Raw genomic sequence first — 21,079 nt, 5'->3', positions numbered from 1 at the left:
GCGTTCAAGGTGTTTGCTTCAAGGTATTCGGGGCAGCGGCAACGTCGCAGCGCACGCCAGCGTCCAGCAGGACCTGGGCCAGCGGCTCTTGCGGATGCGCATCGGTGAAGAACCGGTCGATTTGCGAGATGTGCGCCAGTTCCACCATGGCCTGGCGCTTGAATTTGCTGCTGTCGGCGGCAAGCCAGACTTCGCGCGATTGTTCGATGATGGTCCGCGCGACGCGCACTTCGCGGAAGTCGTAGTCGCGCAGGGTGCCGTCGGCCTCGATGCCGGAAATGCCGATCAGGCCGATGTCGACCTTGAACTGGCGGATGAAGTCCATGGTGGCTTCGCCGACGATGCCGCGGTCGCGTGAACGCACCACGCCGCCCGCGACGATGACTTCACAGTCCGGGTTGTCCGACAGGATGTCCGCGACGTGCAGGTTGTTGGTGATGACGCGCAGGCCGCGGTGGCGCAGCAGGGCGCGCGCGATGGCCTCGGTGGTGGTGCCGATGTTCAGGATCAGCGAACAGCCGTCCGGCACGGCGCGCGCCACGGCTTCGGCGATGCGCTGCTTGCCGGCGGCGTGCAGGCCCTGGCGCTTGCGGTAGGCGATGTTCTCGATGGTGGACGCTTCGATGCGCACCCCGCCATGGAAGCGCGACAGCAAGCCCGCTTCGGAAAGGATATTGACGTCGCGCCGCACCGTCTGCAGCGTGACGTCAAAGCGTTTGGCGAGTTCCTCGATCGAAGCCGAGCCTTGGGCCCGCACCATTTCGATCAGGGCGCTCTGTCTGGGGTTCAGTGTCATGTTCGTATAGTAAAACAACAAAAGCGAAAAATAATGACGCGCCGCAAGATTGTTTTTTGTTCGCTTCTTGGGTAAAACGCACAATAAACGAAAGCTATCTGAAAGAGTATGCTCATCCTGTTGTTCGCTTGAATGCAGGCCGAGCCGCTGTACCGAATACCGAAGTCCGCCGTAAAAAACAGGGACGTATAAGTAGGTAGAGGAGACCAGATGCAGCTGAACTTGGACAGGGTAGGTTTGCGGGCCGGCTCGCAGACGCACCTGTATCCCATGAGCCTGGCCCCCGTCGCGGGCGCCATGACGGTATTGCTGGGGGCCACCCTGGCGGGCAAGACCTCGCTGATGCGCATCATGGCCGGGCTGGACCGGCCCACCGAAGGCCGCGTGCTGGCCGATGGCGTCGACGTGACCGGCGTGCCGGTGCGGCAGCGCAACGTCGCCATGGTCTATCAGCAGTTCATCAACTATCCGTCCATGTCGGTCTACGACAACATCGCCTCGCCGCTCAAGCTGCGCGGGGCCGGGGACATCGGCGAAAAAGTCCGCGCCATGGCGGCGCGGCTGCATATCGAACATCTGCTGGAGCGCTATCCCTCGGAACTGTCCGGCGGGCAGCAGCAGCGCGTGGCGCTGGCGCGGGCGCTGGCCAAGGACGCGCCGCTGATCCTGCTGGACGAACCGCTGGTCAACCTGGACTACAAGCTGCGCGAGGAATTGCGCGACGAACTTTCCGAACTGTTCGCCGAAGGGCGCTCCACGGTGGTCTACGCCACCACCGAACCGGGCGAGGCGCTGCTGCTGGGAGGTCACACTGCGGTGCTGGATGCGGGCGAATTGCTGCAATATGGCCCGACCGCCGACGTCTTCCACCGGCCCAACTCCATACGCGTGGCGCGCGCCTTCAGCGATCCGCCCATGAATCTGTTTCCGGCCAGGCGCACCGCGACCGGTTTTGTGCTGCAAGGCGACCTGACGGTGGAACGGGCGCTGCCGCAAGGCGCCGATACCGACATCACCGCCGGCTTGCGCGCGGGCGCCCTGGACGTGGAGGCGCGGCCCGGCCACATCGGCCTGCCCGGGGTGGTGAAACTGGCCGAGATCTCGGGGTCCGACACCTTCGTGCACGCGCAGACGCCGGCGGGCGACGTGGTGGCGCAACTGCCCGGCGTCCACCGCTATACCTTGGACCACCGCGTGCAGCTGTACTTCGACCCGGCGCAGACCTATGCCTTCGGCGCGGGCGGCGCGCTGCTGGCCGCGCCGCGGCAGCGGGCCGGTGCGGGGGAGGCGGCCTGATGGCACAGATCGAGCTGGACCTGTCCCATTCCTACGTGGCTGATCCCAAGACCGACGAGGACTATGCGCTGCTGCCGCTCTCATTCACCTTCAAGGATGGCGGGGCCTACGCCTTGCTGGGACCGTCGGGCTGCGGCAAGACCACGCTGCTCAATTGCGTCTCGGGCCTGCTGCGGCCCTCGCATGGGCGCATCCTGTTCGACGGCCAGGACGTCACGGACAAGACACCGCAGGCACGCAATATCGCCCAGGTGTTCCAGTTCCCGGTGGTGTACGACACCATGACGGTGGCCGAGAACCTGGCGTTTCCGCTGCGCAACCGCGGCATGGCGCCCAAGCTCATCCGCGAGCGCGTCGGGCGCATTGCCGAGATGCTGGAAATGTCCAATGTGCTGGACCGGCGCGCCAGCGGCCTGACCGCCGACGCCAAGCAGAAGATCTCGCTGGGGCGCGGATTGGTGCGCAGCGACGTGTCGGCCATCCTGTTCGACGAGCCGCTGACCGTGATCGATCCGCAGCTCAAGTGGGAGCTGCGCCGCAAGCTCAAGGAAATCCACCACGAGTTCAAGCTGACGCTGATCTACGTGACGCACGACCAGACCGAGGCGCTGACCTTTGCCGACGAGGTCATGGTGATGGCGCGCGGCCGGGCGGTGCAGGTCGGCTCGGCGGATGACCTGTTCCAACGGCCGGCGCACACCTTCGTGGGCCATTTCATCGGTTCGCCCGGCATGAATTTCCTGCCGGCGCAGTGGCGCGACGGCGGGCTGGAGGTAGGCAAAAGCCGCGTCGCCGGGCTGCCGGACGAGATGGCAGCCAAGCTGGACGGCGCGGGCCCGGTGAAGCTGGGCGTGCGTCCGGAGTACCTGCGCATCACCGAGCCGGGCGCGCCGGGCGCCGTGGCCATGCGCGTGGACCGGGTGCAGGACGTGGGCACGTACACGCTGCTGGTGGCGGACTTCGAAGGCACGCCGGTGCGGACCCGGCTGGGCAGCAACATCGTGCCGGCCGCCGTTGGCGGCACCGTCTGGCTGTCGGTCGTGAATCCGCACACCTGCTTCTACCGCAACGAGGAGCTGATCCGATGAAACCCATAGATCACCGGGCCTGGTTCCTGGTCCTGCCCGTGGTGCTGTGCGTGGCGTTTTCGGCCATCCTGCCGCTGATGACCATCGTCAACTACTCGGTGCAGGACATCATTTCGCCCGAGCGCCGCGTCTTCGTCGGCACCGAGTGGTACGCCGCCGTGCTGCAGGACGAAGAGCTGCACGGCGCCCTGTTCCGCCAGATCGGTTTCTCGCTGGCGGTGCTGGCCATAGAGATCCCGCTGGGCATCCTGCTGGCCTTGTCCATGCCGGCCAGCGGCTGGCGCGCGTCCGCGGTGCTGGTGATCATCGCGCTGTCGCTGCTGATTCCCTGGAACGTGGTGGGCACCATCTGGCAGGTATTCGGCCGCACCGACATCGGCCTGTTGGGCGCCACGCTGTCCTGGCTGGGGGTGGACTACAACTACACCGGCAACGATTTCGACGCCTGGATCACGGTGCTGATCATGGACGTGTGGCATTGGACGCCGCTGGTGGCGCTGCTTTGCTACGCCGGGCTGCGCGCGATTCCGGACGCCTATTACCAGGCCGCCCGCATCGACGGCGCGTCGCGTCTGGCGGTGTTCCGCTACATCCAGCTGCCCAAGATGCGCGGCGTGCTCATGATCGCGGTGCTGCTGCGTTTCATGGACAGCTTCATGATCTATACCGAGCCCTTCGTGCTGACCGGAGGCGGCCCTGGCAATGCCACCACCTTCCTGTCGCAGTACCTGACCCAGAAGGCGGTGGGCCAGTTCGACCTGGGGCCGGCGACGGCTTTCTCGATCGTCTATTTCCTGATCATCCTGCTCTTGTGTTTCATCCTCTACAACTGGATGCAACGCGCCGGCACCACTGGCGGCTTCGACGAGGAGCGCGCAAATGCGTGAGAAAAATTCCCCCTGGCGCGGCGTCTTCCTGACCCTGTACCTGGTCTTCGCCATCCTGCCGCTGTACTGGATGCTGAATATGTCGTTCAAGACCAATACCGAAATCGTCAGCTCCCTGACCCTGTGGCCGCGCGACTTCACCTTTGAGCACTACCGCACGATCTTCACGGATCCGGCCTGGTACTCCGGCTACATCAACTCGCTGATCTATGTGGTCATCAACACCGTGATCTCGCTGGCCGTGGCGCTGCCGGCGGCCTACGCGTTCTCGCGCTACCGCTTCATCGGCGACAAGCACGTGTTCTTCTGGCTGCTGACCAACCGCATGACGCCGCCCGCGGTGTTCCTGCTGCCGTTCTTCCAGCTCTACAGCTCCTTCGGCCTGATGGACACGCACCTGGCGGTGGCGCTGGCGCACCTGGTGTTCAACGTGCCGCTGGCGGTGTGGATCCTGGAGGGCTTCATGTCCGGCGTGCCGCGCGAAATCGACGAGACCGCCTATGTCGACGGCTATTCCTTTCCGCGCTTCTTCCTGACCATTTTCCTGCCCCTGATCAAGTCGGGCGTGGGCGTGGCGGCATTCTTCTGCTTCATGTTCAGCTGGGTGGAGCTGCTGCTGGCGCGCACGCTGACCTCGGTCAACGCCAAACCCATCGTCGCCACCATGACCCGCACCGTGTCGGCCTCCGGCATGGACTGGGGCGTGCTGGCGGCGGCCGGCGTGCTGACCATCGTGCCGGGCGGCATCGTCATCTGGTTCGTGCGGCACTACATCGCGAAGGGCTTCGCGATGGGCCGCGTGTAGCGGCCACGGATTCCAGGAGAGCGCGATCATGTTCAGCTGGATGGTTTGGACCACGCCCGTCGCCGTGTTCTTTTCCTGCATCGTCCTGATGCTGGTCGGCATGACGGTCTGGGAATTGAAATCGCCCACGATGGAGCGCAAGGGCTTCCTGCCCCTGCGCACCACCCGCGGCGACCGCCTGTTCATCGGCCTGATGGCCGCGGCCTGGCTCAACCTGGCGTTCCTGGGGCTAGGCCAGAAGGCGGCGGAATGGTTTTCACTGGACGAGCCGCCATCGGTGTGGATCAGCTTCATCGCGTCCATGCTGCTGTTGGCATTCGTCATGCGGAAAGGCTGAAGAGGGGCGTCAGACCCCTCGGATATTCAAGAGGTAGTGGAAGGACTATCGGCCAGCGTCTTCCCCGGCCAGCGGTCCGCAGCAAACGATGGGGAAGACTTATCGAGGAGACAGGTCATGAAATTGCGCATGCACGCCATGGCGGCCGCTATCGCCCTGATCGGGACTTCGGCGGCCTGGGCCGGCGAACCGGAAGCGAAGAAGTGGGTCGATTCGGAGTTCCAGCCTTCATCGCTGTCCAAGGATCAGCAGATGGCCGAGATGAAATGGTTCATCGACGCCGCCGCCAAGCTCAAGGCTAAAGGGGTGAACGAAATCAGCGTGGTGTCCGAAACCATCACCACGCACGAGTACGAGTCCAAGACGCTGGCGAAGGCCTTCGCCGAGATCACCGGCATCAAGGTCAACCACGACCTGATCCAGGAAGGCGACGTGGTCGAGAAGCTGCAGACTTCCATGCAGTCCGGCAAGTCCATCTACGACGGCTGGATCTCCGATTCCGACCTGATCGGCACGCACTACCGCTACGGCGCCATCCTGCCGCTGTCCGACTACATGGCGGGCGCGGGCAAGGAATGGACCAATCCCAACCTGGATATCAAGGACTTCATCGGCACTAAATTCACCACTGCGCCCGATGGCAAGCTCTATCAGTTGCCCGACCAGCAGTTCGCCAACGTCTACTGGTTCCGGGCCGACTGGTTCGCGCGCCAGGACCTGAAGGACAAGTTCAAGGCCAAGTACGGCTACGACCTGGGCGTGCCCACCAACTGGTCCGCCTACGAGGACATCGCCGACTTCTTCTCCAACGACGTCAAGGAACTGGACGGCAAGAAGGTCTACGGCCACATGGACTACGGCAAGAAGGACCCGTCGCTGGGTTGGCGCTTCACCGATGCCTGGCTGTCCATGGCTGGCGCCGCCGACAAGGGCCTGCCCAACGGCATGCCGGTGGACGAGTGGGGCATCCGCGTGGCCGACGACAAGTGCACGCCGGTGGGCGCGTCGGTTTCACGCGGCGGCGCCACCAACAGCCCGGCCGCGGTCTATGCCCTGACCAAGTACGTGGACTGGATGAAGAAGTACGCGCCGCAGCAGGCCATGGGCATGACTTTCTCGGAATCCGGTCCGGTGCCCGCCCAGGGCCAGATCGCCCAGCAGATCTTCTGGTACACGGCGTTTACCGCCGACATGACCAAGAAGGGTCTGCCGGTGGTCAACGACGACGGCACGCCGAAGTGGCGCATGGCGCCGTCGCCCTACGGGCCGTACTGGAAGGACGGCATGCAGAACGGCTATCAGGACGTGGGCTCGTGGACCTTCTTCAAGTCCACCAACCCGGACAAGATGGCCGCGGCCTGGCTGTACGCGCAGTTCGTCACGTCCAAGTCGGTGTCGCTGAAGAAGTCCATCACTGGCCTGACCTTCATCCGCGACAGCGACATCAACAGCGAGTTCTTCACCAAGAACGCGGCCAACTACGGCGGCCTGATCGAGTTCTACCGCAGCCCGGCGCGCGTCGCTTGGACGCCCACCGGCAACAACGTGCCTGACTATCCCAAGCTGGCGCAGCTGTGGTGGAAGAACGTCGCCACCGCGGTCACCGGCGAAAAGACCCCGCAGGCCGCCATGGACAACCTGGCCAATGAAATGGACCAGGTCATGGCGCGTTTGGAGCGCGCCGGCATGGCGCAGTGCGCGCCCAAGCTCAACGCCAAGAGCGATCCCAGCAAGTGGCTGTCCGACCAGCACGCGCCATGGAAGAAGCTGGCCAACGAAAAGCCCAAGGGCGAGACGATCGCCTATGAGAAGCTGCTGGATGCCTGGAAGCAGGGCAAGGTGAGGTAAGGCCGGCGGCCAGTCGATGAGACTGGGCGGTCGCAGGCAGAAGGCCTGGGGCCGGCGTTGCGCCGGGTCCAGGCCTTTCAGTTTGCGCGAAACGCGGCAAGGGTTGGCAGGCTGCGGACTGCCGTGGCGGGGCGGAGCCCGTTTTCGCCCGCTAGTGCACGACGCGCGCCGCCTTGCGCGCGCGCTTGACTTCATACATGCGGGCGTCGGCCAGGCGGACCGCGGCCTCGGCGTCCAGGCCGCGCGGATCCAGCGCGACCACGCCGACACTGGCGCCTTCGTAGGGGACGACGTCCTCGCCCAACTGGTAGCGGCTGACGGTGGCGGCGGTGGCGCGTTCTTCCAGGGAACGCGCGGCTTCCTCCGCTTCGCCGCGTTGCGCGTGGCTGCCATGCGGGCCGTTGGCGGCGGCCAGGGCCGGGCCCGGGCCGATCAGCACGAATTCATCGCCGCCCAGCCGGCCCAGCATGTCCGAGCCGCGCAGGGCAGCGGCGATGCGGCGCGAGACTTCCTGCAGGAACAGATCGCCTTGCTGGTGGCCGTAAACATCGTTGATGCCCTTGAATCCGTCCAGGTCGACTACGCCGACCAGCACGCTGCCACCTTCGCGGATGGCGCGCGCCTGCAGGCGGTCCAGCGCCTCGTAGAGGGCGCGCCGGTTGGGCAGGCCGGTCAGCGCGTCGGTCAGCGCATACGACATGAGCTGGACGTTGGCGGCGTGCAGCTGTTCCATCAGCATTTCGCGTTCCAGGAAGCGGGCGATCACGCTGGAGAATAGCTTCAGCACCGATTCCGCCTGCGGCTCGATCTGGCGCCGCGTGGCGCTGGCGGCGCACAGGGTGCCGAACAGCACGCCGTCATCGGTGCGTACCGGCGCGCTCAAATAGGTTTGTATGCCCAGTTGCCGGGCGGCATCGGAATCTGGCCAGCAGCTCGCGACGTCGCTGGTGCACATGCGTCCTTCGTCCAGCGCGCGCTTGCAGAGCGTGTCGTCCCAGGGCACGGAAAGCCCTTCGGGGATCTGCAGTTGTCCAGCGTTGCGCGCATAGCGGATGTGCTGGAGGTCCGCCTTCAGGTCGATGGAAGTGAGATAGGTGGACTCCAGCCCGGTCACCGCGCCCAGCATATCCAGCAGCGGGCGCGTGAGCTGCTCGGCTGACTTGGCCGCGGGCAGGGTGGTCGACAGTTCTGCAAGTATCGGATCCAGCACGGTGTCTCCAGGAAGCGTGGGATATGGACTCCCGGCCCGTGGCTCCAAGGGAAGGCGGGCCGATGTGGCAGCCATTATGCATGCACAGCGGCCGTTTCTCCGACCGCCAAGCAAACCTGGAGCCAACTCGTCGCGCATCGTTCAGGCCCGAGTCCCGCCGGCGGACGGGTGGCGCGCCAGGCACGCCGCGTGGAGCGCGGTAGACGGCTCTGGCGCAGTGTATTCTGGCAATCATGCGGGGCCCGCGCGGGCCCGTCCTCGCAGAACAGAGCAGGCCGCGTACCGGCCGCCACCGCACCCAGGAGAGACAAACATGCTTTTGACGGAAGAACAGCTCAGCGTCCAGGAAATGGCGCGCCGCTTCGCGCAGGAGCGCCTGACGCCCAACTCGGAACGCTGGGACCGCGACCACAGCTATCCCGCCGACGCCATCGCCGAAATGGCGCAGCTGGGTTTTTTCGGCATGCTGGTGCCCGAAGCCTGGGACGGCAATGACAGCGGCTATGTCTCGTATGCGGTTGCGCTGGAGGAAATCGCGGCCGGCAACGGCGCTTGCTCCACCATCATGAGCGTGCACAATTCGGTCGCCTGCATGCCCATCCTGAAGTTCGGCACCGACGCGCAGAAAGAACAATTCCTGCGTCCGCTGGCAACCGGGGAACATATCGGCGGCTTCGCGCTGACCGAGCCGCAGGCCGGGTCGGACGCCAGCAGCCTGCACACCCGGGCGCGCCGCGACGGCGACGACTACATCTTGAACGGCGCCAAGCAGTTCATCACGTCGGGGCGCAGCGGCCAGGTCGTGATCGTGTTCGCGGTGACCGACCCCGAGGCCGGCAAGCGCGGCATCTCCGCCTTCATCGTGCCTACCGACACCCCGGGCTACAAGGTGCTGCGGGTGGAGGACAAGCTGGGCCAGCATGCTTCGGACACCTGCCAGATCGCGTTCGAGGACATGCGCATTCCTGCCGCCTACCGCCTCGGCGCGGAAGGCGAGGGCTACAAGATTGCGCTGTCCAACCTGGAAGGCGGGCGCATCGGCATTGCATCCCAATCCGTGGGCATGGCGCGGGCGGCATTCGAGTGCGCGCGCGACTACGCACGTGACCGGCAGGCCTTTGGCAAGCCCATCATGGAGCATCAGGCAGTCGCGTTCCGCCTGGCCGACATGGCGACCCAGATCCACGCGGCGCGGCAAATGGTGCTGCACGCCGCGGCGCTGCGCGAAGCCGGCAGGCCCGCGCTGACGGAAGCCTCCATGGCCAAACTGTTCGCCTCTGAAATGGCCGAGAAGGTATGCTCCGCCGCCATCCAGACCCTGGGCGGCTACGGCTATCTGAAGGATTTTCCGGTCGAACGGATCTATCGCGACGTGCGCGTCTGCCAGATCTACGAAGGCACCAGCGACATCCAGCGCCTGGTGATCGCGCGCGGCTTGTAAACGGTGCGGCCTAGGCGGCCGGCTGGCGCCGGCCGCGCCGTGCCCACATCGTGTAGACGATGATATTGCCCACGATCAGCAAGGCCGCCAGCACGACCTGCGTGGCGCGGGTGATGCCTTCGGGGTAGATCAGCGCCAGCACGTAGTGTTCGATGAAGCCGCCGCCATAGCCTTGCTGGCCGGCCTGCTGCCGCAGCGCAACCTCCAGCGGCGTCAGCGGGCAGATCCAGCCCATGCCTATCACCATCGCGCCCCAGGCCAGCGCCGGCAGGTGCAGGTAGGCGATCCAGCGTTTCCACAACGCCAGCAGTCCGCCGAACATCACGAAGGCGACGAAGAGGCCGTGCACGATGAGCACGAGGTCGGCTAGCAGGCGATAGCTCATTGCCGCACCCAGGTCAGGGTTTGAGGTCCCGCAGCAGCTTGGCCAGCTCCGGCGCCATCATCAGCGACACCCCCTGCGACTTGGCGTATTGCAGCGCATTGTCCGAAACCTCGCCTAGCGCGATATAGATGGCTTCGCGCGCGCCGCGTTTTTCGCGCGCCGCCTGCAGCTCGCGCAAGGGCTCGACGCCGACGCGGGCGGCTTTCCAGCGCTTGGCGCTGACCAGGGCGACGTGGCCGTCCTTGGTCAGCGCGAAATCGGCGCCCGGCAGTTGCAGCCGCTGCACTTCGCAGCCGTCGCGGCGAAAGCCTGCCTCGACGGTCTTGGAAAAGTCGGCCCAGGACATGCCGGCGGCGGCCTCGGCCACGGCCTGCACCCGCGCGCCCGAGGGCGAGCGCAGCTGCTTGTAGGCCGCCATGATGGCGATGACCGCGAACGGCACCGCGGCGAACACGCCCATCGCGGCGTACTCCAGCGGCAGCGCGGCAAAGCCGCCCGCCGACAGCAGCACGGCCACGCCGGCGCTCATCCACCAGGGCGAGCGCAGCAGCACGGCAAAGATGGAGTTCTGGGACATCTTGAATTTCATGGCGGCTCGCGGTGATGCTTGGGGAGGGTGGGCTTCAGGCGTCCTGGCCGCCGCCGTCGGCGGCGCGCACGACGATGCGCACGTCGCCGCAGGTGACGATCTGGCCGGCGCGGATCTTCGCCGTCTTGCGGCTTTCGACCGCGCCGCCGACGCTGACGTAGCCTTCGGCCACGAGCATCTTGCCCGCGCCGCCGCTGTCGCACACGCCGGTGGCCTTGAGCAGCTGGTTCACTTCAATATAGGGGCTGCCTTCGGCCAGCGTGAATTCGATGATGGGCATGTCTGGTCTGTCGTAGAGGTAAGGGCGGGGCGCTCAGGCCTGGCCGCCGTCGTTGGCGCCGCCCTGGGCTTGGGCGGGAGGCTCCTGCGCGGCTGGACGGCTGTTGTTGGTTTCGGCGCGCGCCATCCAGGCGATCAGGGACGAACGCATGGCTTCCTCGACCGACATCTGGATGGGCTGGACCCATTCCTGCGGCACGAACACGGTATAGCCGCCGATCATGTAGCCCATCGGCAGGTACACGGCCACGCGCTCGCCCTGGGTGAAGCCTTCGGGCAGGCCTTCCATGTTGCGGCGGGTGACCAGGCCTACCAGTTCCAGCTGCTGTCCCGGCACGCGCAGGATCACGACCTGCTGGGCGGTGTTCTTGGAGCTGGGCGAAAAGTAGTCCGCGAAGCTCTTCAGGGACGTATAGATGCTCTTGACCACCGGCAGGTTGGTGAACGGCATTTCCAGCAGCACCAGCACCCGCTGCACGCGCTCCTTGGAGACCAGGTAGCCGATGGCCAGGATGCCCAGGATGCCCAGCGCCAGGCCCATGCCCGGCACGTAGAACCCGCCGATGAAGGGGCGCAGGAAGGTCAGCGCCACGGCTTCGGTCCAGGCCAGGAAGATATAGAGCAGGTAGATCGTCAGGGCCAGCGGCAGGACCGTGATCAGTCCGCGGAAGAAGTACTTATATAGACGGGTCATAGACATAGGCAAATAAATTAGGGTCGGATTGCGCGGCAAAGGCACGCGCCGAAGGGCCGCCAGCATAGCAGCCAGCGCGGACCCGACCGGTAACAATCGGCGTGCAATCCGCAGCGGCGGCTGGCGCCTAGCGGTCCACAGGCAGGTACAGGGTCTCCTTGATTTCCTCCATGACCACGTAGCTGCGCGATTCGGCGGACGCGGGCAGGCGTTTGAGGATTTCGCCGAGGAGACGGCGGTATTCGTTCATTTCAGTCAGGCGGGCCTTGACCAGGTAGTCGAAGTCGCCGGACACCAGGTGGCATTCCATGACTTCGGGCACATATAGCAACTCTTTCTTGACCTTGTCGAACACGTCGCCGGATTTGGCCGACAGCTTGATCTCCAGGAAGACGAGCAGGTTCTTGCCCAGCGCCGCCGGATTGACGCGCGCATGGTAACCCGTGATGACGCCTTCGCGCTCCATGCGCTTGACGCGGTCGGAGCAGGGGGTGGCCGACAGGCTGATCCGGTCGGCCAGTTCGGTGACGGAAATACGGCCTTCCCGCTGCAGGATATCCAGGATTTTCAGGTCGATACGGTCTAGCTCGCGCATTTCACTTTTGGCGATCGAAAAACAGAAGGGGGGCGGGAAAAAGCACTGCCAAAGAAAAATCTTCAGTGCTTTTCACTACTGAGAGGCCCATAGACTACCGAAATTCCTGAACAAAACCAATCATCGGAAAGAATCATGCACGTCATCGTCCTCGGCAGCGGCGTCATCGGTACCACCACGGCCTATTACCTGGCCCGTCAGGGAGCCAAAGTCACGGTGCTGGACCGCCAGCCCGCGGCGGCGCAGGAGACCAGCTACGCCAATGCCGGGCAGGTGTCGCCGGGCTATTCCACGCCCTGGGCGGCGCCCGGCATTCCGTTGAAGGCCATCAAGTGGCTGTTTCAGAAGCACGCCCCGCTGGCTATCCGCCTGGACGGCAGCCTGTTCCAGCTGAAGTGGATGGCGGCCATGCTGGCCAACTGTTCCGCCGAACGCTACTCGGTCAACAAGGAACGCATGCTGCGCCTGTCGGAGTACAGCCGCGATTGCCTGCGCGAGCTGCGTACGTCCACCGGTATCCACTACGAAGAGCGTACGCGCGGCACCTTGCAGCTGTTCCGTACCGAGGCTCAGCTGGAAGCCGCCCGCCGCGACATCGCCGTGCTGGAAGAAGTGGGCGTGCCCTACGAATTGCTGGACCGCAACCGCCTGGTGACGGCCGAGCCGGCCCTGGCGCGCTCGCTGCACAAGCTGTCGGGCGGCCTGCGCCTGCCCAATGATGAAACCGGCGACTGCCAGCTGTTCACCACGCGGCTGGCCGAACTGGCCAAGGGCCTGGGCGTGGAGTTCCGCTTCGGCCAGTCGGTGTCGGGCCTGAACACGGCCGGCGGCCAGATCACCGGCGTGCGCGTGGGCAACGAAGTGCTGACCGCCGACCGCTACGTCGCCGCCTTCGGCAGCTACACGCGCGACTTCCTCGCGCCGCTGGGCCTGGACCTGCCGGTGTATCCGCTCAAGGGCTATTCGCTCACCATCCCCATGGCGGACGAATCGGCCGCGCCGGTCTCGACCATCCTGGACGAAACCTACAAGATCGCCGTCACGCGCTTCGACCAGCGCATCCGCGTGGGCGGCATGGCCGAGATCGCGGGCTTCGACCTGCGCCTGAAGGACGCCCGCCGCAAGACGCTGGAGCTGGTCGTCAACGACCTGTTCCCCGGCAGCGGCCACGTGGCCCAGGCCGAGTTCTGGACCGGCCTGCGTCCCATGACCCCGGACGGCACGCCGGTGGTTGGCGCGACCCGCTACGGCAACCTCTATCTGAACACCGGCCACGGCACGCTGGGCTGGACCATGGCCTGCGGCTCCGGCAAGCTGGTGGCCGACCAGGTCATGGGCCAGCGTCCCGCCATCCGCACGGACGGCCTGGACCTGTCGCGCTACGACCGCAAGGCGGCGTCCAACCAGTCGCTGGTGCTGGACGGCAAGAGCGCCTGATTTCAGCTTTTCCCGTGGCCCAGGCCACGAGCCTGGCCTGCAAAGGCCCCGACAGCACAGAGCGCTGGCGGGGCCTTTGTCTTCATGGGTGTTGCGGTTGCGCCAATTGCTCCAGCATGGCCAGTACGGCAGGTTGCGTTTCGTCGTGGCGCCAGATGCCGCGCAGGTCCGACGGGTCCGACGCATGCTTCAGCGCGCGGCAGACCAGGTTTGGCAACTGCACCTTGCCCAGCGAGGCCGGCACCAGCGACACGCCGAACTCATGCGAGACCAGCGTGGCGATCGTCAACATGTTCCGCACTTTGTGCCGGATATGCGGCGTGAAGCCGGCTTGCAGGCAGAGCGACAGTATCTTGTCGTAGTAGCCCGGCGAAAAATCCCTGGGAAACAGCACGAAGTCGTCATGCTGCAACTGCTTCGCGTCGATCGCTTCAAGTCCGGCCAGGGGATGCGTGGCCGGGAGCAGGCATACGAAGTCTTCACGGTGCAGCACGCGCGACGATACGCCGGATGGCATCACCCGGGGATGCACGATCCCGATGTCGATCTGGCCGCGTTGCAGCGCGTCGATCTGCTCGTAGCTGCTGAGTTCGTAAAGAACCACTTCGACTTCCGGACGCGCCACGGCGTAGGCCCGCACATCCGAGGCCAGCCGGGTCAGGAACGACGAGCCCACGAATCCGATATGCACGGCGCCGGCTTCGCCATTGGCCGCGCGCCGCGCCTGTTCCTCTGCATCGCGCGCCAGCGCCAGCAGTTTCAACGCTTCCCGATAGATCACCTTGCCCGCCTCGGTCAACGCCACTTCGCGGGTGGTTCGGCGTAGCAGTTCCATGCCCAGCGAGGCTTCCAGCTGGCGGATGTTGAAGCTGAGGGGCGGCTGGCTGATGGCCAGGCGCTTGGCGGCCCTGCCGAAATGCAGCTCCTCGGCGACGGCCACGAAGTAGCGGAGTTGGCGCAGATCCATGGGAGGGCTCGCGGGTGGGGAGGGGGCCGGCTGGCTCAGGCAGGCTGGAAAAGATTGATCCAGTATCGGTATGAATAGCACAAAAAAATATATTGGACGAGAAAAATCACGCTGCCAATAATGGGTTTCACCGCGGAGACACGCGGCCATGAATCCGGGCACAGACCCGCGATCCCCCAAGGAGACTTATTGTGCGTATCCCTATCGTCATCGCGCTCACCGCCGGCACCTTGCTTGCCGCCACCGCCGCGCAAGCCCAGGACTATCCCCGCATGCCCATCCGCCTGATCGTGCCGTACTCGGCGGGCGGCATGACCGACGTGGTGGCCCGCGTCATCGGCCAGAAGTTGGGTGAACGGCTGGGCCAGCCCGTGATCGTGGAGAACCGCGCGGGCGCGGCCACCATCATCGGCGCGGAAATGGTGGCCAACGCCAAGCCGGACGGCTACACCTTGCTGGCGGCGACCAACACCACGCTGACCATCAATCCCTGGCTGTACCCGAAGCTGCCCTATGACGCGGTCAAGAGCTTTGCGCCGATCGCCCTGATCGCGAGTACGCCGAGCGTCATCGTCGTCAACCCGAAGGTCCCGGCGCAGACGCTGGAACAGTTCGTGGCCCAGGCCCAGGCCAAGCCGGGCGAATTCAGCTACGCGTCCTACGGCGCCGGTTCGACCGCGCACCTGGCGGGCGAAATGCTGCGGTCCAGGGCCAAGATCAATCTGCTGCATGTGCCCTACAAGGGCAGCGCGCCCGCCAAGGCGGCGGTGATGGGCGGCGAAGTCTCCGTCACGTTCGAGCCCGCTTTCACCGGCCTGCCGCAGATCCAGGCGGGCAAGCTGACCGCGCTGGCCGTCATGAGCGACAAGCGCTCCGCGGTGCTGCCGCAGTTGTCGACCACGGCGGAGCTGGGCTATCCCGACATGAAGATGTCGGCGTGGGTGGGCATCCTGGCGCCGGCGGGCACGCCGCCCGCCATCGTCAAGTCCTTGAGCGGCACGATCGAGCAGGTCATGGCCCAGGCCGATGTGCGCGAAGCCCTGCTGCGTTCGGGAGGCGAGCCGGTGGGTTACTTCGGCGAGGCCTTCAGCGCCTACATGCGCGAGGAAAGCGCGCGCTACGGGCAGGTCATCAAAGACGCCAACATCCGCATCGATTGACAGCGCCGCAACGGCATCAAGTCCCAAGACACATACATGACCATCAAACCGCTATCCCATATCCGCGTGCTGGACCTGACCCGCGTGCTGGCAGGCCCCTGGTGCACCCAGAACCTTGCCGACCTGGGCGCCGACGTGACCAAGATCGAGCGCCCGGGCGCGGGCGACGATACCCGCGGCTGGGGGCCGCCCTGGATGCCGGATGCCGATGGGCGGCCGCGCGAGGATTCCGGCTACTACGCTTCGACCAACCGCGGCAAGAAATCCGTGACCGTGGATATCTCCACCGCCGCAGGCCAGGACATCATCCGCCGCCTGGCCGCGGATTCGGATGTGCTGGTGGAGAACTACAAGGTCGGCACGCTGGCGCGCTATGGCTTGGGCTACGAAGACCTGCGGGCGGATAACCCCGCGCTGGTCTATTGCTCGATCACCGGTTTCGGGCAGACCGGGCCGTACCGCCACCGGCCGGGCTACGACTTCATTTTCCAGGGCATGGGCGGCCTGATGAGCGTCACCGGCGAGGCCGATGGCCTGCCGGGCGCAGGCCCCCAGAAGGTGGGGGTCGCGGTGGCGGACATCACCACCGGCATGTACGCCAGCCTGGCGATTGCGGCTGCCTTGGCCTGGCGCGAACGCAGCGGGCAGGGGCAGCACATCGACATGGCCTTGCTGGATTGCGTGCTGGCGTTCGGCAGCAACCCCGCGGTCAACTACCTGGTGTCCGGCAAGACGCCCCGGCGTTACGGCAACGCGCATGCCAACGCGGTGCCTTACCAGGTCTTCGACACGCAGGATGGCCGCCTGATCGTGGCGATAGGCAATGACAGCCAGTTCGCGGCCTATTGCCAGGAGATCCGGCGTCCGGATCTGGCGCAGGATCCGCGCTATGCCAAGGTCAGCGGACGCCTGACCCATCGCGACACGCTGCTGCCCTTGCTGGCTGAAATCATGGCGACGGATACCAGCGCGGCATGGCAGGGCAGGCTGGAAGGCGCGGGGGTTCCTTGCGGACCCATCAACAGCTTTGCCGAAACGTTCATCGATCCGCAGGTGGTGCATCGCGGCTTGCGGGTCGATCTGCCGCTATCCACGGGCGGGACCTGCCCTGGCATCGCCAGTCCCATGCGTTTTTCGGCGACGCCGCTGGACCATCGCGCGGGGCCGCCGGTGCTGGGCGAGCATACCCGCGAGGTGCTGGCGCAGCGTCTCGGGTTGTCGGATGCCGCCCTGACGGAATTGCGCGCGGCCGGCGTCATCTGACTTTTCATTTGCGAATCACGCGTCCGCGCCGATTGGGGGCGCGGCGTCGAACTACGTCCTTCAGGAGTTGCTCATGCCTTTTCTCGCCAGATACGACGAATACGTCCGCCCGCGTCCCGAGCGGTCCTCGCAGAGTTCGCATTTTCTTGCGCCCGATTGCGCGGGCCAGGATTTCTACGCACTGGATCGGGGCCTGCAGGATCTGCTGAGGCTCTACGTGCCCGAGGCCACGCATGCCAGGCTGCTGCCGCAATTCCAGCGCATGGGGCAGCTGGCGGGAGGGCGCCTGAATGCGCTGGCCACCGTGGCGGACAAGTTCCCGCCCGTGCTGCACCCGCGCACGCGCTGGGGCGAGGACGAAGACTGGATCGAGTACCACCCGGCCTATCAGGAAATGGAGCACATCGCTTTCGCCGACTTCCAGTTCCATGCCATGAGCCATCGCGCCGGCGTGCTGGGCTGCGACGCGCCGTTGCCGCCCGTGGCCAAGTACGCTTTGCAGTACCTGTTCGTCCAGGCCGAATTCGGCCAGATGTGTCCGATCAGCGTATCGGACACGTCGATCCATCTGATCCGCAAGTTCGGCAGCCCGGCACTTCAGGAAAAGCTGCTGCCTCGCATGTTGTCCAGCGACCCGGCCACGCTCTGGAAGGGGACGCAATTCATGACGGAGAAAGCCGGAGGATCGGACGTGGGGGCGCTGGAAACCGTCGCGCGCCAGGTCGACGGCACCTGGCGCCTGCACGGCGAAAAGTGGTTCTGCTCGCACACGGACGCGGATGTGGCCTTGCTGTTGGCCCGCCCGGAAGGCGCGCCCGCGGGCACGCGCGGCTTGGCGCTGTTCGCGATGCCGCGGCGCCTCGAAGACGGCAGCCGCAACGCCTATCGCATCGTCCGCCTGAAGGACAAGCTGGGCACGCGCTCGATGGCCAGCGGCGAAATCCGCCTGGAAGGCGCGCAGGCCTACCTGGTGGGACAGGTGGACCAGGGGCTCAAGCACATGATGGAGCAGGTCAATCTTTCGCGGCTGTCGCACGGAGTCCGCGCGGCGGCGATGATGCGCCGCTGCCTGAACGAGGCCATGCTGGCCGCCCGCCACCGGCATGCGTTCGGACGCGATGTCATGGCCTATCCCTTGCTGCGCCGCCAGTTGCTGAAACTGCTGACGCCGACGGAAGCGGCCTTGTCCATGGTGATGGCCACGGCCGACATCATGCGGCGTGTACAGGAGGGCGATACGGCCGCCGCGCCGGTGCTGCGCCTGTTGACGCCGCTGTTGAAGCTGCGCACTTGCCGCGACAACGTCAGCGTGGCGACCGGCGCGATGGAGATACGCGGCGGCAATGGCTACATCGAGGACTTCATCAATGCCCGGCTGGTGCGCGATGCGCATATCGGCGTGTTGTGGGAGGGCACCAGCAACATCAATGCGCTCGACGCCATCCAGCGCGCCGTGCGCAAGGATCGGGCGCACGAGCCGCTGTCCGCGTTGCTGGAATGCAAGCTGGAGGAAGCGACGGCCTTGCCTGCCGCCTGGCGTGCCACCTTGCGGGATTGCCTGCGCCGGGCCGTCGGGCTGGCCGAGGCCGTGGGGGCGGATGAAAAGCACGAGGCGCAGGTGCGGCGCGCGGCGTCGGCGCTCTATTACGTGTCGGCAGCGGTATTCATGGCCTGGGAGAGCTGCCAGCCCGGCGTGGATGCGAGGCGCCTGCTGCTTGCCGACGCCGTGCTGCGCCACTACTTGCTTCCCGCTGATCCCTTGCGCGAAGCCACCAAGGACGGCGAGACGCAGGCCGACATGCTGATGCTGCAGGAAACGCCCTTGGCGCTGGTGCAGGTCTTACCTTTGCTGGCTTCGCCTTCCTGAAGGGGAACTCCGCCGCGAGCAGGGTCTTGCTCTTACAATTCCGCGCATGACCCATTTCCTGCATACCGCCGACTGGCAGATCGGCCGACAATACGGCCAGTTTGAAACCGACGACGCCGCCATGCTGGCCGAGGCCCGCTTCGACGTCGTGGCGCGCATCGCGGCGCTGGCCGCCGAGCGCGGCGTGGACGCCGTGCTGGTGGCGGGCGACGTGTTCGACACGCAAGGCGTGTCGGACCGGACGATACGCCGCCTGTTCGCCGCCATGGCGGCTTACGCCGGGCCTTGGGTCATGATCGCCGGCAACCACGACGCGGCGCTGGCCGACAGCGTCTGGAGCCGGGCGATGCAGCTGGGCTGCATCCCGTCCAATGTGCATGTGCCGCTGCGCACTGGCGTGGTCGACCTGGCCACGATCAACCTCGCCGTGCTGGCCGCGCCCTTGACGCAACGCCATACCTATGACGACGTGACCCAGGCCTTCGATACGCTGGAAACCGAACCTGGCCGCATCCGCGTGGGCCTGGCGCATGGCAGCGTGGTGGGCCGCCTGCCGGACACGATAGACGCCACCAATCCCATCGCTGCGGACCGCGCGGCGCGGGCGCGCCTCGATTACCTGGCGCTGGGCGATTGGCACGGCTGCCTGTCGATCGACGAACGCACCTGGTATGCCGGCACCCCGGAGCAGGACCGCTTCCGCGGCAATGAGCCCGGCTATGCGCTGCATGTGAGCATCGACGCGCCGGGCGCGGCGCCCGTCGTCGAGCGGCTGGCCACGGGCAAGTACCGCTGGTCGGCCTGGTCGGAAACGCTGAGCCTGCCCACGGATGCACAGGCGCTGGCCGGGCGCATGGCGGAACTCCGCGCCGAGGACGTGCTGCGGCTGGACGTGCAGGGGCACGTCAACATGGAAACCTGGGAGGCGCTGCAACGCGCCGTGGACCAGGCGGCGGCGCAGGTGCGGGCATTGCTGCCGGACTTGTCCGGCCTCTTGCTGGAACCGGACGAAGCCGACCTGGCCGAACTGCGCGCCAGCGGCTATGTGGGCGAAGTGGCGGCGCAATTGCAGGCATTGCAGTCGGACCCGGACCAAGCCGCGGTCGCCGGCGAGGCCTTGCGGCTATTGCTGCGGTTCCAGCGCGAAAGCGCCGCGCCGGGAGCCGCCAAATGAAGCTTTCGCGCATCGCCCTGGAAGAATTCCGCAAGTTCCGCCAGCCTATGGCGCTGGAGGATCTGCAAGACGGCCTGAACCTGTTCGTGGGTCCGAATGAAGCGGGCAAGAGCACCGTGGCCGCGGCCATCCGTTCCGCCTTCCTTGAACGCTACAGCACCAGCAAGGTCGCCGACCTGGCGCCGCACGGCGAGTCCGGCGCGCGGCCCAGCGTGGAACTGGAGTTCACGCATGCCGGGCACAGCTACGTGCTGAAGAAGCAATTCCTGTCGCGCGCCCGCTGCGAGCTGCTGATCGACGGCGGCGCGCAGCGCCTGGACGGCGAAGAAGCCGAGAACGCGCTGGCCGCGCTGCTGGGTTTTGAATTGCCCGGGCGCGGCCAGAGCAAGCCGGACCTGGCGGGCATTCCCGGCCTGTTGTGGATCCAGCAGGGCGACGGCCACAACCTGCAGGAAGCGGCGGGTCATGCCGGCACGCATCTGCGCGACGCCTTGACGCAGCTGTCGGGCGAACTGGCTTCGGGCGATGGCGATCGCCTGTACGAACGCGTGGCGGCCGAGCGTGGCGCGCTGCTGGACGCGCGCAACGGCCGTCCCAAGGGCGCGTACAAGGAAGCCGAGGATGCGCTCGCGCGCGCCGCGGCTGAACGCGACGAGTGCGCGCAGGCCATGGCGCAGCTGAACGCCGACGTGGACCGCCTGGCCGAGTTGCGCCGCGACCATGAGCGCGCCCAGGCCGGCGAACCCTGGAAGGACTTCGAGGCCAAGGCGGCCGAGGCGCGCGCGCGCCTGGCGGCCCTGGCCAAGGAGCGCGAGGCCTTTGAAGGCCTGCGCCGCGAACAGGCCCAAGCCGCGCAGACGCTGGCGCTGTTGCAGGACCAGGTCCGGCGCGACCAGCAGGACGAGGCCGAACTCCAGTCCCTGGTCAACGAGGCCCGCGCCGCGCGCGCCCGGGTCGAAGC

The 21,079-nt window shown here is 66.1% G+C and carries 21 protein-coding genes; 13 read left to right on the top strand and 8 right to left on the bottom strand.

Features of this window, described 5'->3' with window-relative positions; translation table 11 throughout:
- Positions 1–4: 4 nt before the first annotated feature.
- A complete protein-coding gene (locus WBB14_RS31330) occupies positions 5–796 on the bottom strand; it encodes a DeoR/GlpR family DNA-binding transcription regulator (RefSeq protein ID WP_013394120.1) in 792 nt (263 codons plus the stop codon).
- 210 nt (positions 797–1,006) lie between these two features.
- Here WBB14_RS31330 and WBB14_RS31325 point away from each other — a divergent pair, with 210 nt between their 5' ends.
- The 6 genes from WBB14_RS31325 to WBB14_RS31300 all read left to right on the top strand — a co-directional run bounded on the left by WBB14_RS31325 (position 1,007) and on the right by WBB14_RS31300 (position 7,057).
- Positions 1,007–2,092: an ABC transporter ATP-binding protein gene (locus WBB14_RS31325; protein ID WP_424243230.1), complete on the top strand. Its 1,086-nt coding sequence runs from the start codon at positions 1,007–1,009 to the stop codon at positions 2,090–2,092.
- Positions 2,092–3,180, top strand: coding sequence for an ABC transporter ATP-binding protein (locus WBB14_RS31320; protein WP_424243229.1), 1,089 nt, complete (start codon positions 2,092–2,094; stop codon positions 3,178–3,180). The genes WBB14_RS31325 and WBB14_RS31320 overlap by 1 nt, the downstream gene beginning before the upstream one ends.
- Positions 3,177–4,067, top strand: coding sequence for a carbohydrate ABC transporter permease (locus WBB14_RS31315; protein ID WP_424243228.1), 891 nt, complete (start codon positions 3,177–3,179; stop codon positions 4,065–4,067). The genes WBB14_RS31320 and WBB14_RS31315 overlap by 4 nt, the downstream gene beginning before the upstream one ends.
- Complete coding sequence (locus WBB14_RS31310) at positions 4,060–4,872, top strand: carbohydrate ABC transporter permease (protein WP_424243227.1); 813 nt, start codon at positions 4,060–4,062, stop codon at positions 4,870–4,872. The genes WBB14_RS31315 and WBB14_RS31310 overlap by 8 nt, the downstream gene beginning before the upstream one ends.
- Positions 4,873–4,900: 28 nt before the next feature.
- A complete protein-coding gene (locus WBB14_RS31305; RefSeq protein ID WP_013394115.1) occupies positions 4,901–5,209 on the top strand; it encodes a DUF2160 domain-containing protein in 309 nt (102 codons plus the stop codon).
- Between the two features lie 117 nt (positions 5,210–5,326).
- A complete protein-coding gene (locus WBB14_RS31300) occupies positions 5,327–7,057 on the top strand; it encodes an ABC transporter substrate-binding protein (RefSeq protein ID WP_424243226.1) in 1,731 nt (576 codons plus the stop codon).
- A gap of 151 nt (positions 7,058–7,208) precedes the next feature.
- Here the strand turns inward: WBB14_RS31300 and WBB14_RS31295 are convergent, their stop codons facing one another.
- Positions 7,209–8,264: a sensor domain-containing diguanylate cyclase gene (locus tag WBB14_RS31295; RefSeq protein WP_424243242.1), complete on the bottom strand. Its 1,056-nt coding sequence runs from the start codon at positions 8,262–8,264 to the stop codon at positions 7,209–7,211.
- A gap of 316 nt (positions 8,265–8,580) precedes the next feature.
- Here WBB14_RS31295 and WBB14_RS31290 point away from each other — a divergent pair, with 316 nt between their 5' ends.
- Positions 8,581–9,708, top strand: coding sequence for an acyl-CoA dehydrogenase family protein (locus WBB14_RS31290; protein WP_424243225.1), 1,128 nt, complete (start codon positions 8,581–8,583; stop codon positions 9,706–9,708).
- A gap of 10 nt (positions 9,709–9,718) precedes the next feature.
- Here the strand turns inward: WBB14_RS31290 and WBB14_RS31285 are convergent, their stop codons facing one another.
- From WBB14_RS31285 to WBB14_RS31265, 5 genes are all read right to left on the bottom strand, one after another.
- Positions 9,719–10,093: a DUF2784 domain-containing protein gene (locus tag WBB14_RS31285; protein ID WP_424243224.1), complete on the bottom strand. Its 375-nt coding sequence runs from the start codon at positions 10,091–10,093 to the stop codon at positions 9,719–9,721.
- A 13-nt stretch (positions 10,094–10,106) separates the two neighbouring features.
- On the bottom strand, positions 10,107–10,682 hold the full coding sequence (locus tag WBB14_RS31280) for a restriction endonuclease (RefSeq protein WP_424243223.1): 576 nt from the start codon (positions 10,680–10,682) through the stop codon (positions 10,107–10,109).
- 34 nt (positions 10,683–10,716) lie between these two features.
- Positions 10,717–10,962 (bottom strand): RNA-binding S4 domain-containing protein, encoded by a 246-nt coding sequence (locus WBB14_RS31275; protein ID WP_424243222.1) that lies wholly within the window; start codon positions 10,960–10,962, stop codon positions 10,717–10,719.
- A gap of 33 nt (positions 10,963–10,995) precedes the next feature.
- Complete coding sequence (locus tag WBB14_RS31270; protein WP_424243221.1) at positions 10,996–11,655, bottom strand: DUF502 domain-containing protein; 660 nt, start codon at positions 11,653–11,655, stop codon at positions 10,996–10,998.
- Between the two features lie 127 nt (positions 11,656–11,782).
- A complete protein-coding gene (locus WBB14_RS31265; protein WP_013394098.1) occupies positions 11,783–12,250 on the bottom strand; it encodes a winged helix-turn-helix transcriptional regulator in 468 nt (155 codons plus the stop codon).
- Positions 12,251–12,385: 135 nt separating this feature from the next.
- Here WBB14_RS31265 and WBB14_RS31260 point away from each other — a divergent pair, with 135 nt between their 5' ends.
- Positions 12,386–13,687: a D-amino acid dehydrogenase gene (locus WBB14_RS31260; protein WP_424243220.1), complete on the top strand. Its 1,302-nt coding sequence runs from the start codon at positions 12,386–12,388 to the stop codon at positions 13,685–13,687.
- A gap of 82 nt (positions 13,688–13,769) precedes the next feature.
- Here the strand turns inward: WBB14_RS31260 and WBB14_RS31255 are convergent, their stop codons facing one another.
- Positions 13,770–14,654 (bottom strand): LysR family transcriptional regulator, encoded by an 885-nt coding sequence (locus WBB14_RS31255; RefSeq protein WP_424243219.1) that lies wholly within the window; start codon positions 14,652–14,654, stop codon positions 13,770–13,772.
- Between the two features lie 191 nt (positions 14,655–14,845).
- On the opposite strand from WBB14_RS31255, the gene WBB14_RS31250 reads away from it, so the two are divergent.
- From WBB14_RS31250 to WBB14_RS31230, 5 genes are all read left to right on the top strand, one after another.
- Entirely contained in the window at positions 14,846–15,814 is a 969-nt protein-coding gene (locus WBB14_RS31250; protein WP_424243218.1) for a Bug family tripartite tricarboxylate transporter substrate binding protein, read from the top strand.
- 36 nt (positions 15,815–15,850) lie between these two features.
- Entirely contained in the window at positions 15,851–17,077 is a 1,227-nt protein-coding gene (locus tag WBB14_RS31245; protein WP_424243217.1) for a CaiB/BaiF CoA transferase family protein, read from the top strand.
- Between the two features lie 73 nt (positions 17,078–17,150).
- Positions 17,151–18,944 (top strand): acyl-CoA dehydrogenase family protein, encoded by a 1,794-nt coding sequence (locus WBB14_RS31240; RefSeq protein ID WP_424243216.1) that lies wholly within the window; start codon positions 17,151–17,153, stop codon positions 18,942–18,944.
- 46 nt (positions 18,945–18,990) lie between these two features.
- Positions 18,991–20,118 (top strand): metallophosphoesterase family protein, encoded by a 1,128-nt coding sequence (locus tag WBB14_RS31235; protein ID WP_424243215.1) that lies wholly within the window; start codon positions 18,991–18,993, stop codon positions 20,116–20,118.
- On the top strand, positions 20,115–21,079 hold a 965-nt coding region (locus WBB14_RS31230; RefSeq protein WP_424243214.1), incomplete at its 3' end, for an AAA family ATPase. The genes WBB14_RS31235 and WBB14_RS31230, both read left to right, overlap by 4 nt.

It is taken from the genome of Achromobacter sp., assembly GCF_049647645.1.
Classification (GTDB): Bacteria; Pseudomonadota; Gammaproteobacteria; order Burkholderiales; family Burkholderiaceae_B; genus Achromobacter.
The sequence above is the reverse complement of the archived record's forward strand: the minus strand, read 5'-3'. Positions and strand labels throughout refer to the sequence as shown.

Excerpts from the sequence above, each read along its gene's own strand:
- WBB14_RS31330 (WP_013394120.1), bottom strand. The coding sequence starts at position 796 with ATGACACTGAACCCCAGACAGAGCGCCCTGATCGAAATGGTGCGGGCC.
- WBB14_RS31325 (WP_424243230.1), top strand. The coding sequence starts at position 1,007 with ATGCAGCTGAACTTGGACAGGGTAGGTTTGCGGGCCGGCTCGCAGACG.
- WBB14_RS31320 (WP_424243229.1), top strand. The coding sequence starts at position 2,092 with ATGGCACAGATCGAGCTGGACCTGTCCCATTCCTACGTGGCTGATCCC.
- WBB14_RS31315 (WP_424243228.1), top strand. The coding sequence starts at position 3,177 with ATGAAACCCATAGATCACCGGGCCTGGTTCCTGGTCCTGCCCGTGGTG.
- WBB14_RS31310 (WP_424243227.1), top strand. The coding sequence starts at position 4,060 with ATGCGTGAGAAAAATTCCCCCTGGCGCGGCGTCTTCCTGACCCTGTAC.
- WBB14_RS31305 (WP_013394115.1), top strand. The coding sequence starts at position 4,901 with ATGTTCAGCTGGATGGTTTGGACCACGCCCGTCGCCGTGTTCTTTTCC.
- WBB14_RS31300 (WP_424243226.1), top strand. The coding sequence starts at position 5,327 with ATGAAATTGCGCATGCACGCCATGGCGGCCGCTATCGCCCTGATCGGG.
- WBB14_RS31290 (WP_424243225.1), top strand. The coding sequence starts at position 8,581 with ATGCTTTTGACGGAAGAACAGCTCAGCGTCCAGGAAATGGCGCGCCGC.
- WBB14_RS31285 (WP_424243224.1), bottom strand. The coding sequence starts at position 10,093 with ATGAGCTATCGCCTGCTAGCCGACCTCGTGCTCATCGTGCACGGCCTC.
- WBB14_RS31280 (WP_424243223.1), bottom strand. The coding sequence starts at position 10,682 with ATGAAATTCAAGATGTCCCAGAACTCCATCTTTGCCGTGCTGCTGCGC.
- WBB14_RS31275 (WP_424243222.1), bottom strand. The coding sequence starts at position 10,962 with ATGCCCATCATCGAATTCACGCTGGCCGAAGGCAGCCCCTATATTGAA.
- WBB14_RS31270 (WP_424243221.1), bottom strand. The coding sequence starts at position 11,655 with ATGACCCGTCTATATAAGTACTTCTTCCGCGGACTGATCACGGTCCTG.
- WBB14_RS31265 (WP_013394098.1), bottom strand. The coding sequence starts at position 12,250 with ATGCGCGAGCTAGACCGTATCGACCTGAAAATCCTGGATATCCTGCAG.
- WBB14_RS31260 (WP_424243220.1), top strand. The coding sequence starts at position 12,386 with ATGCACGTCATCGTCCTCGGCAGCGGCGTCATCGGTACCACCACGGCC.
- WBB14_RS31255 (WP_424243219.1), bottom strand. The coding sequence starts at position 14,654 with ATGGATCTGCGCCAACTCCGCTACTTCGTGGCCGTCGCCGAGGAGCTG.
- WBB14_RS31245 (WP_424243217.1), top strand. The coding sequence starts at position 15,851 with ATGACCATCAAACCGCTATCCCATATCCGCGTGCTGGACCTGACCCGC.
- WBB14_RS31240 (WP_424243216.1), top strand. The coding sequence starts at position 17,151 with ATGCCTTTTCTCGCCAGATACGACGAATACGTCCGCCCGCGTCCCGAG.
- WBB14_RS31235 (WP_424243215.1), top strand. The coding sequence starts at position 18,991 with ATGACCCATTTCCTGCATACCGCCGACTGGCAGATCGGCCGACAATAC.